General features: G+C 75.0%; 8 protein-coding genes. 4 read left to right on the forward strand and 4 right to left on the reverse strand.

Annotation, left to right across the window (positions count from 1 at the left end; translation table 11 throughout):
• Positions 1–225: 225 nt before the first annotated feature.
• Positions 226–1,785: a carbohydrate binding domain-containing protein gene (locus ABD308_RS39695; RefSeq protein ID WP_425554778.1), complete on the reverse strand. Its 1,560-nt coding sequence runs from the start codon at positions 1,783–1,785 to the stop codon at positions 226–228.
• A 349-nt stretch (positions 1,786–2,134) separates the two neighbouring features.
• Between ABD308_RS39695 and ABD308_RS15710 the strand changes: the two genes are divergently transcribed.
• From ABD308_RS15710 to ABD308_RS15725, 4 genes are all read left to right on the forward strand, one after another.
• On the forward strand, positions 2,135–3,439 hold the full coding sequence (locus ABD308_RS15710; RefSeq protein ID WP_344333985.1) for a hypothetical protein: 1,305 nt from the start codon (positions 2,135–2,137) through the stop codon (positions 3,437–3,439).
• 9 nt (positions 3,440–3,448) lie between these two features.
• Positions 3,449–4,780, forward strand: a complete 1,332-nt coding sequence (locus tag ABD308_RS15715) for an ATP-grasp domain-containing protein (protein ID WP_344333986.1) — start codon at positions 3,449–3,451, stop codon at positions 4,778–4,780.
• Positions 4,781–4,857: 77 nt separating this feature from the next.
• On the forward strand, positions 4,858–5,379 hold the full coding sequence (locus ABD308_RS15720; protein WP_344333987.1) for a pyridoxamine 5'-phosphate oxidase family protein: 522 nt from the start codon (positions 4,858–4,860) through the stop codon (positions 5,377–5,379).
• On the forward strand, positions 5,376–6,359 hold the full coding sequence (locus tag ABD308_RS15725; RefSeq protein ID WP_344333988.1) for an ROK family protein: 984 nt from the start codon (positions 5,376–5,378) through the stop codon (positions 6,357–6,359). Before ABD308_RS15720 ends, ABD308_RS15725 begins: the two co-directional genes overlap by 4 nt.
• Positions 6,360–6,384: 25 nt before the next feature.
• Here ABD308_RS15725 and ABD308_RS15730 read toward each other — a convergent pair whose 3' ends face one another.
• The 3 genes from ABD308_RS15730 to ABD308_RS15740 all read right to left on the reverse strand — a co-directional run.
• Positions 6,385–7,908, reverse strand: a complete 1,524-nt coding sequence (locus tag ABD308_RS15730) for a GMC oxidoreductase (RefSeq protein ID WP_344333990.1) — start codon at positions 7,906–7,908, stop codon at positions 6,385–6,387.
• The gene (locus ABD308_RS15735) at positions 7,905–9,386 is read right to left on the reverse strand and encodes a GMC family oxidoreductase N-terminal domain-containing protein (RefSeq protein ID WP_344333991.1); all 1,482 of its coding nucleotides are present in this window, start codon (positions 9,384–9,386) and stop codon (positions 7,905–7,907) included. Before ABD308_RS15735 ends, ABD308_RS15730 begins: the two co-directional genes overlap by 4 nt.
• The coding region (locus ABD308_RS15740) for a hypothetical protein (RefSeq protein WP_344333992.1) at positions 9,383–9,566 on the reverse strand (184 nt) is incomplete at its 5' end. The genes ABD308_RS15740 and ABD308_RS15735, both read right to left, overlap by 4 nt.

A 9,566-nucleotide genomic window follows, 5' to 3' on the forward strand; every position in this document is an offset into this window, starting at 1 on the left:
ACAAGCAGGGCAACGTGCTCGCCGACCTCGTCGGCCACGGCACCACCTTCGTCGCCGCCCAGGGCGGCCGGATCACCCTCGACACCTCCCCCGGCCGGGGCTGCGTCTTCCACGTGCTGCTGCCCCTGCCCGCCCCGTCCGACGGCTGAACCGGCGCTGGACCGACGACGGGGCCCCGGGAAGACCCGGGGCCCCGCCGTCACTCCTGGGTCACCTCAGCGGAGGTCAACGGCCCTGGAGGGACTTGACGTTGTCACCGAAGGACCAGCCACGGGAGCCGTCCCAGTTGATCGACCAGGTCATGAGACCCTTCAGCTGGCCGTTGAAGGCGTTCCAGGACTGGCTGACCAGGCTCGGCGCCATGTGGCCGCCGCCCGCGCCGGGCTGGGCCGGCAGGCCGGGCACCTGCTTGTCGTAGGGCACCTTGATGGTGGTGCCCTGGATGGTCAGGCCGTTGTTGAGGCAGGTGGTCTGCGCGGTGAAGCCCTGGACCGTGCCGGCCTGGTAGGAGTCACCGGAGCAGCCGTACATGCTGCCGTTGTAGTACTGCATGTTCAGCCACCACAGCCGGCCGTTGTCGGCGTACTTCTTGATGATCGGCAGGTAGGAGCCCCAGATCGAGCCGTAGGTGACGCTGCCGCCGGTGACGTACGCGGTCTCGGGGGCCATCGTCAGGCCGAAGCCGGCCGGCATCTGGGCGAGCACGCCGTCGATGATGCGGATCAGGTTGGACTGGGAGGCGGACAGCGTGTTGATGTTGCCGCTGCCGGACAGGCCGGTCTCGATGTCGATGTCGATGCCGTCGAAGTTGTACTTCTTCAGGATCGGGACGACGGTCGCCACGAACTTGTCGGCGACGGTGCTGGAGCTCAGGTCGATGCCCGCGGCGGCGCCGCCGATCGACATCAGGATCGTCGCGCCGGCGGCCTTGGCCTGGCACATCTCGGCGGGGGTCGACACCTTGACGGTGGCGTCCATGCCGTCCTCCCAGAGGACGGTGCCGTCGGAGAGGATCACCGGGAAGGCGGCGTTGATGACGTTGTAGCCGTGCGCGGCCATCCGGCTGTCGTTGATGGGGGTCCAGCCCATGCCCGGGTGGACGCCGTTGGAGGCGCCGTCCCAGTTCTCCCAGTAGCCCTGGAGGACCTTGCCCGCGGGCTTGGGCTTCGTCGGGCAGGTGGAGCCGGGCGGGGTGGTCGGCGGCGTGGTGGGCGGGGTGGTGGGCGGGGTGGTGGGAGGCGTCGTCGGCGGGGTGGTCGGCGGCGTCGTGGGCGGCGTGGTCGGCGGGGTGGTCGGCGGCGTGGTGGTGCCGCCGGGGCCGGCCAGCTCGACGTCGTCCGCGTGGAACGCGGGCTGCCCGTACCAGCCGTGCAGGAAGACGGTCACCGAGGTGGTGTTCGCGCCGGTGGAGAAGGTGGTGCTGAGCTTGCTGTACGACGCGGCGCTCGCCGTCCAGGTGGACGTCGAACCGGTGAGGCCGGTGCCGGTGGCGCCCAGGTAGATGTAGCTGCCCTGGACGTAAGAGCTCAGCGTGTACTGGGAGTTGGGCTGCACGCTGATGGTCTGGGTGCACTGGCCCTGGTCCTGGCCGGTCGGGGAGACCTTGAGCGCCGAGGTGCCACCGTGCACCGGGCTGCTGACGGTGGCACCGACGCCGCCCGCGCAGGTCCAGTCGGAAAGCCCGTTCTCGAAGCCGGGGTTGGCGACCAGGTTGGGGGTGGCGGCGCCGGCCGTGACGGTGCCGGCCACGGCGAGACCGGCACCGACCACGACGGCGGCGCTCACCGCGGCCAGGGAGCGCCGCGCGACGCTCGCCCCCGCCGGGGTGCCGCTGGTCCGGTGGGTCTGCGCTGCGCGTTCCACGACCGCCCGCGGCGGCTGTGGGGTACGCGACCTGCGACGGAACATGCTGTGCTCGCTTCCCGCCGGGAGTCATTGGGCATGACCGTCGCTGTGGGGGCGTGACGCCCGGCTCTGGGTGGGGACATGTGGGGATGTGCCGGTCCGGATCGTAGGAGGGACGGCAAGGCCCGTCAATAGGTCTGGACCAATGCCTACTTGGGGCGGAGTAGCGGTACCACTACCCTCGGTGCGCCATCCGGGCGTTCCGGCAGTTGAGGGGCGGGTGCTGCTCATGGCCGATGACATCGACGCCGACGGCGCGGGCTGGTCAGGACTGGACGAGGAGTTCACCCGGCAGGTCACCGCCGTGGCCGCGACGCCGGAGGGGCGGACGCTGGCCGAGGCGCACACGGTCGGCGACCCGGCCGCCGGGAAGGCCCGACCGCTCGGGCTCCCGCTGTGTCTGCGCCCCGGCGCGCGCGAGGAGTTGGAGGCCTTCACGGCCGCCTACCACCGCATGATCGAGGCCGTCGTGGCCGCCTGGGAGCACGATCCGCGGCTGCGCCGGGTGCTCACCCTCCCCGAGTCGCTGCGTGCCCAGGCGGCCGCCGCCCGGGACACCCGGGTGCACCTGATCCGGCTCGACCTGCTGCCCCAACCCGACGGCCGGCTCGGCGTGCTGGAGACCAACGCCAACGGCCCCGGCGGACTGGCCGTGGTCGGCCGGGCCCGGGCCGCCTGGCGTCCGCTGCTCACCCGGCACGGGATCGGCCTGCCCGGCCCGCTGCCCGCCGACGACGACGCGTGGACCGGCCGCTGGCTGCTCGACCTCGCCGAACAGCACACCGGCCAACGCCCGGACACCGTCACGCTGTTGTATCCGCACCGGGCCGACCGCAACGCCGTCCGCTCCTACCAGGACGGCCTCGGCGCCCTCGGCGTCCGGGTCCTGCACGCCGACCCGCGCGAACTGGGCACCGGAGCGGACGGCGCCGCCACCCTGGACGGCGAGCCGGTCCGGCACGCCTACGCCAAGATCGGCATGCGCGACCTCCAGCAGCTGGCCGGCGAGTTGGGCCCGTATCTGCGGGCCGTGCGCGAAGGCGCCCTGTTCGTGCAGAACGGCCTGCGCGCCCGCGTCATCGGCGACAACAAGCTCTGCCTCGCCGTCCTCTCCGACCCCCGCTTCGCCGGCCTCTTCGACCCGGCCGACCACCGGCTCGTCCAGCCCGCCGTCCCGTGGTCGCGCAACCTCGCCCTGTGCGACGGCCCGACCCTCCGCCGGATCACCCGCGGGCGCCGACGGCACGTCCTCAAGAGCCCGTTGGACGCCAACGGGCGCGGCGTGGTGGTCGGCCCGGAGACCGGCGACGCCGCCTGGGCCGAGGCCGTCGCCCGCGCCGCCTCCCAGGGCTGGCTGGTGCAGGAGTACCTGCCCAGCCCGCGCCTGCGCGGCGGCCCCGACGGACCCCCCGTCCACCACGACCTGGCGCTCGGCGCCGTCAACGGCCGGCTGGTCTCCGCCTTCGTCCGCACCGGCCACGAGGCGCGGCTCAACGTCGCCCGCACCGGCCGCCTCCACCCGCTCTACCTCTGAGGACGGCCCGTGGACGACCTGCCGCTCTTCGACCCGGACCGCGATCTGACGGACTTTCCCGGCACCGCCCCGCACCCCCTGCGCGCCGCGCTGCTGACCGCCCGTGACCGGGTCCGCCGACGCGTCCTGGAGGAGGGCGTCCTCATCTCCTCCCCGCCGCCCACGCCCTTCCCGGTCCCGCCGGCCGTCAGCGTGCTGCACCCGGCGGCCGGGCCGCTGCTGCACCGGCGCGTCCTCACCGCCGTGGACTGCCTGGAGCGGATCGTCCGGGCCTACCCCCGACACGCCCTCCTCCAGCGCTTCCTGGACGTGCCGCCGGTCCTGCACCGCTGGATCGCGCGCCACCCGCACCCGGAGTCCCTCACCGTGGACCTCTGCCGGCTGGACCTGTTCGGCGACCGGCTGGGCACCGCACGGATCCTGGAGTTCAACGCCAGCAGCCCCGGCAGCCTGCTCGGCGCGGGCGCGGTGGCCCGGTTCTGGCGCCGGACGCCCGAGATCGGCGCCGTCCTCGACTCCTGGCGGGTACCGCCCACCCGCTTCGAGGAGCAGGACTGGTTCACCGCCTGGCTGGTGGCGCACGGCCGGGCCCGGGGCCTGACCGAGCAACAGACCCGCCACCTGGGGCTCTTCCACACCGGAGGCGGGAACCGCGACCGCCACCTGATCGCCGCGCAGGCCCGGCGCGGCGGCCGGACGGCGGCCATGCTGCACCCGGCCGACTACGCGCCCGGCACCGGGCTCCGGCTGGGCCACCTCAAGCACATCCCGGCCGACCCGCGCCCCGTCCAGGGCTGGGACCGGTTCTGCGCGGCGGTGACCGACGGCGAGCTGGTCATCCCCAACGTCCTCGCCCAGCGCTGGGTGGCGGAGAACAAGCTCTGCCTGGCGGTGCTGTCCGACCCCCGCTTCGAGGACCTGTTCCCGCCCGGGCACCGCGAGGCCCTGCGGAGCATCGTGCCCTGGAGCCGCAAGCTCGGCGACGGCGTCACCGTCGGGCAGGCCGTCGCCGGGCGCGCCCGGCTGGTCCTCAAGGCCCCCTACGGCTACTTCGGCAACACCGTGCGCCTCGGGTGCGAGCACGGCCCGGAGGACTGGGCCGAGCTCGTACGCTCCCCCCGCCACCGGGGCTGGCTGGTCCAGGAACGCGTCGCCCCCGGCACCGTCGGCGCCCTCACCCGGGACCTGTGCGTCGCCGTCCTCGACCACCGCGTCGTCGGCCACTTCAGCCGGGTCAGTGCCGGGAGCGTGGTCAACGTCGCCCGGGGCGGCACGTTGCAGACCGTCCTCAGCCCGGCGGCGCGGCCCTCTACTGACCAACACCAGGCGTCGGTACAGTAGGGACGCGAAGAACCGGCGTCACTGCCGCCCGGCCGCAGGACGCCCGGTGGAGCAACCGACACCGAACCGGAGGCACTGTGCCCAGCTCGGACGACGAACTCCGCACCACCGCACGCGAGCTCCTCCGATCCACCCGCTATCTGACCCTCGGCACCGCCTCGCCGCAGGCCGTGCCCTGGGTCACCGCCGTGGCCCACGCCTGGGACGACGAGGACGGCTTCTACTGGCAGTCGGGCCTGGACACCCTCCACTCGCGGAACATCGCGGCCAACCCGGTGGTCTCGCTGATCATCTACGACTCCAGCCCGGCCGGCGGGGGCGGCGACGCCCTCTACGCGCTGGCGCGGGCCGAGGTACTGGAGGGCGAGGAGCTGGCCGAGGGATGCGACCTGTACTACCGGCGGCGCTACCCGGACGAGGCCACCCGGGCCCGGCGCTTCCGCCCGCCGCGGGACTTCGCCGGGGACTCCCCGATCCGGATCTACCGCGCGCGGGTGACCGCCTACTCGATGCTCTCCCCCGACGGCCACCCGGTCCACGGCGACGAGGTCAACCACCGCGTCGTCATCCCGTTCAGCACCAAGCAGCTCGCCGAGTGACTCCCCCGACGAGCCCGGCGGACGGCGGTGTCGTCCTCGGCGTGGACCTGGGCGGCACCGTCGTCAAGGCCGTCCTGTTCGGCCCGGACGGCACCACGCTGGCCACCACCCGCCGGCCCACCGGTGCCCGGCGGGGGGCCGAGGCGGTGGTCGAGACCGTGCTGGACGTCGTCGCCGAGTCGCAGGCCGCGGCCGAGGAGCGCGGCACGCCGGTCCGCGCGGTCGGCCTGGCCAGCTGCGGCATCGTCGACGAACGGGCCGGCGTCGCCGTCTTCTCGGCCTCCTTCGGCTGGCGGGACGTGCCGCTGCGCGCGCTGGTGGCCGAACGCGCGGGCGTGCCGGTGGCGCTCGGGCACGACGTACGGGCCGGCGGCATCGCCGAGGCCCGGCTCGGCGCGGGCCGCGGGCACGAGGTGTTCCTCTTCGTGCCGATCGGCACCGGCGTCGGCGCCGCCGTGATGGTCGGCGGGCGGCCGTTCGGCGGCGCGCACTGGCAGGCCGGCGAGCTCGGACACCTGATCGTGCGACCGGGCGGCGAGTCGTGCGGGTGCGGGCAGCGCGGCTGCGTCTCCACGATCGTGGGCGGACCGGCCGTGCTGCGCCACTACCGCGAGCTGGCCGGCACCGGGCCGGACGGGCCGACGGACGCGGCCGGCGTGGCCGCGCTGGCGCGCAAGGGCGACCCGGACGCGGTGCGGGTGTGGTCCGAGGCGGTCGACGTGCTGGCCGAGTCGCTGGCGGTCGCCGTCACCCTGTTCGACCCGTCCGCGATCGTGCTCGGCGGCGGGCTGGCGGGCGCGGGCGAGCTACTGTTCGCGCCGGTGCGCGAGCGGCTGGCCGCCCGGCTGGTCTTCCAGGTGATGCCGGAGGTCAGGCCCGCCGAGCTGGCGTACGAGGCCGGCTGCCTGGGGGCGGCCCTGCTGGCCCGCGACCTGCTGGACCGCGACCTGCCGGACCCGGCCGCCGGGTGGAGCGGCTGAAACGGCCGGGCCCGCCGACGCGGCCTCAGGCCAGCACTCCCCCGGCGATCCGGAAGGCGTTGGCGGCGATGGTCAGGGCCGGGTTGACCGCCGCCGACGAACAGAACACCGAGGCGTCCGCCACCCAGAGGTTGTCGTGCTGGTGGGTGCGACCGGCCGGGTCGACCACGCTGGTGGCCGGGTCGGTCCCCATCACGGCCGTGCCGCACTGGTGGGAGTTGGTCTCGATGCCCATCCGCCGGGTGAACACCAGCGGGTAGCCGGCCGCGCGCAGCGTGCGGGTGGTGCGCCGGACCAGCTCGTGGTGGGCGCGGAGGTTGTTGGGCCGCCAGTGCACGGTGATCCGCCCGGCCGCGTCCAGCACGACGCGGTTGTCCAGGCTCGGCAGGTCCTCGCTGGTCAGGTAGAGGTCGAGGCTGCGGTCGGTGACGAAGCGGCGGACCGCGGCGGGCACGTTGGGGCTGGCCGAGCGCACCATCGGCTCCTGGAGCTTGCCGAGCAGCTGGACGTTGCCCAGCGGGGCCCGGCCGCCCCGGGCGAGGTACCAGTCGTTGAGGCCGAGGGTCTTCTGGAAGACCGCCCGGTTGCGGCGGGCGGGGTCGGCGGCGACCAGGAAGGTGCTGTTGTGCACCAGGTAGTTGCGCCCGACCCGGCCGGAGCCGTTGGCGAGGCCCGACCGCAGCAGCAGCGCGGCGGTGTTGACGGCGCCGCAGGCGAGCACGAAGCGCTCGGCGCGGATCGTCAGCTCGGTGCCGTCCCGGGTCGCCACGGCGTGCGTCACCCGTCCGGCGGCGTCGGCGTACAGCCGGCCGACCAGGGTGCGGGTCAGCAGCCGGACGCCGGCGGCCAGGGCGGGGCGCAGCGCGCGGACGTCGGCGTCGCTCTTGGCGCCGAGCAGGCAGGGGAAGCTGTCGCAGGTGCCGCAGCGCACGCAGTCGCCGCCCTCGCGCAGGTCGATGCCGGTCGGCAGGTGGAAGGGGCGCAGGCCCTGGCCGCGCAGACGGTGGGCGAGGTCGGCGACGGCGGCCTCGTGCTCGACGGCCGGGTGGGGGTAGTCGGTGGAGCGCCAGGGGTCGGTGGGGTCCTCGCCGTGGGTGCCGTGCACCCGGTAGAGGTCCTCGGCCCGGCCGTAGTGGGGTTCCACGTCGGCGTAGTCGACCGGCCAGCCGGGTGAGTCGCCCTCGGCGTGGGCGACCGGGCCGAAGTCGGTCTCGCGGAAGCGCGGCAGGGTGGCGCCGTAGACCTTGGTGTTGCCGCCGACGTAGTAGTGGACGCCGGGCTGGAAGGGCCGTCCCTGGGCGTCCTGCCACTGGTCGCCGTTGCGGTAGCGGCCCTGGACGAAGACGGCCTCCGGGTTCCAGTTCTGCTGTTCGCGCGGCAGGAAGTCGCCGCGTTCGACGACCAGGATCCGCGCGCCGGAGTCGCGCAGCGCGTAGGCGAGGGTGGCTCCGCCCATGCCGGAGCCGAGGATGGCGAGGTCGCAGGTCACCTCCGGGCCGTCCGGCTCGATCACGCCCGGGGGGCGGTGCGGTGCCTGGTCACGCGTCATCGGGTGTTCTCCCGTCGGGTGGTCTGCAGCAGGCGTTCGGTGATCTCGTGGGCGAAGGCCATCACGGTGCCCTGGGGGCTGATGCCGGTCGCGCCCGGGAGCACCGAGGCGTCGCAGAGGTGGAGGTTGTCGAAGCCGTACGGCCTTCCGAGCGGGTCGCAGAGTCCGCCCCGGGCGGGCGCGCCCATCGGGCAGGAGGCCATGGCGTGGACGGAGACCAGCGGCCAGTCGGCGAGGGCGCTGTGGTCGGCGCTCCGCCGGGCCTCGTCCTCGGTGCGCAGCGGCGGGCCGGGGAACGGCGGGTGGACCTCGGTGGCGCCGGCGGCGAGCAGCAGGCGGGCGGTGCGGTGCAGCGCGGCGCGCAGCAGGTGGCCGTCGGCGGGGGTGAGGCGGTGGCGCAGCAGGGTCTGGCCGCCGGGCAGGGCGGTGACGGCGACCGGGCCTTCCACCCGGACCTGGGCGGTGAAGAGGGCGACCCGGTCCAGGTCGGCCAGCAGGGTGCGGACGGTGTCCGGGTCGTGGCCGGCCAGGGCGGCGGCGAGGGCGCCGGGGGTGAGGTTGGCGGGCATCACCAGCAGGCCCTCGTCCTGGAAGTGCTGGAGCTGGGCGGTGAAGATGGTGCCCCGGGTGGCCCGGACGGGTTCCCGGAAGCGGGCGACGACCTTGAGGTTGACGTGGACGGCGGTGCGCCGGCCGGCGTGGCGGCGGTGGATGCCGCTGCGCTGGAGCAGGGCGGGGCTGCCGACCGGCCCGGCGGCGAGCACCACGGTGCGCGGCCGGTAGGCGACCGGTTCGCCGTCGGGGCCCAGGGCGTGGACCTCGGTGACGGTGCGGCCGCGGTGGCGCAGTCTCAGCACCCTGGTCCCGGGGTGGACGCGCGCGCCGTGGCGTTCGGCGGCGGGCAGGTAGCTGAGCAGCATGCTCTGTTTGGCGCCGGAGGGGCAGCCGGTCGGGCAGCGGTTGGCGTGCGAGCAGCCGGGGGCGGCGCGGCGGGCGGTGGCCCAGTGCCAGCCGAGGCGTTCGGCGCCGTCGGCGAGCAGCCGGGAGTCGCGGTTGCCGTCGCCGGGGTGCTGGGCGGCGACGCCGAGGCGGCGGGTGATCTCGCGCAGGTGGCGGTCCAGGTCGGTGCGGCGGTAGCCGTCGGTGCCGGCCCGGTCGGCCCAGCGGTCGAGCAGGTCGGGGGGCGGTTCCCAGAGCAGGCCGCCGTTGACGACGGTGGTGCCGCCGACGCAGCAGCCTTCGCCGAAGGCGATGACCGGCCGGCCGTGGATGGGGGCCAGGCCGGCGTGGCGGTAGAGGCGGCGGAGGTTCTGGGCGGGTGTGGAGGCGGCGATCTCGGCGGTGGTCACCCGGGGGCCCTCTTCGAGGACGAGGGGGTGGCGTCCGGCCTGGGCCAGGCCGAGGGCGGCGTCGCTGCCGCCGGCGCCGGAGCCGATGACCAGGGCGTCGCAGTCGATCACCGGTTTCGCCCGGCTCATCGGGAGACCCGGGGCCGGGGTGCCGGGAGGTGCCAGTGGGCGGGGCCGTCCGCGCCGAGTCCGAGGCCGTCGGGTGCGGCGGAGCCGAGGAGGGGCGTGACGGGGACGGCGGCGTCGAGGCCGCCGTACAGCGCGAGGGTCTCGGCCGTCCGCACCGCCGTGCCGAGCAGCGGCAGCCGC

The sequence above is a fragment of the Kitasatospora putterlickiae genome, from assembly GCF_039527695.1.
In the GTDB taxonomy this organism is placed as follows: Bacteria; Actinomycetota; Actinomycetes; order Streptomycetales; family Streptomycetaceae; genus Kitasatospora; species Kitasatospora putterlickiae.

What these genes read in the sequence shown, in the direction of transcription:
- ABD308_RS15710 (WP_344333985.1), top strand. Translation starts at nt 2,135, where the DNA reads ATGGCCGATGACATCGACGCCGACGGCGCGGGCTGGTCAGGACTGGAC.
- ABD308_RS15730 (WP_344333990.1), bottom strand. Translation starts at nt 7,908, where the DNA reads ATGACGCGTGACCAGGCACCGCACCGCCCCCCGGGCGTGATCGAGCCG.
- ABD308_RS15735 (WP_344333991.1), bottom strand. Translation starts at nt 9,386, where the DNA reads ATGAGCCGGGCGAAACCGGTGATCGACTGCGACGCCCTGGTCATCGGC.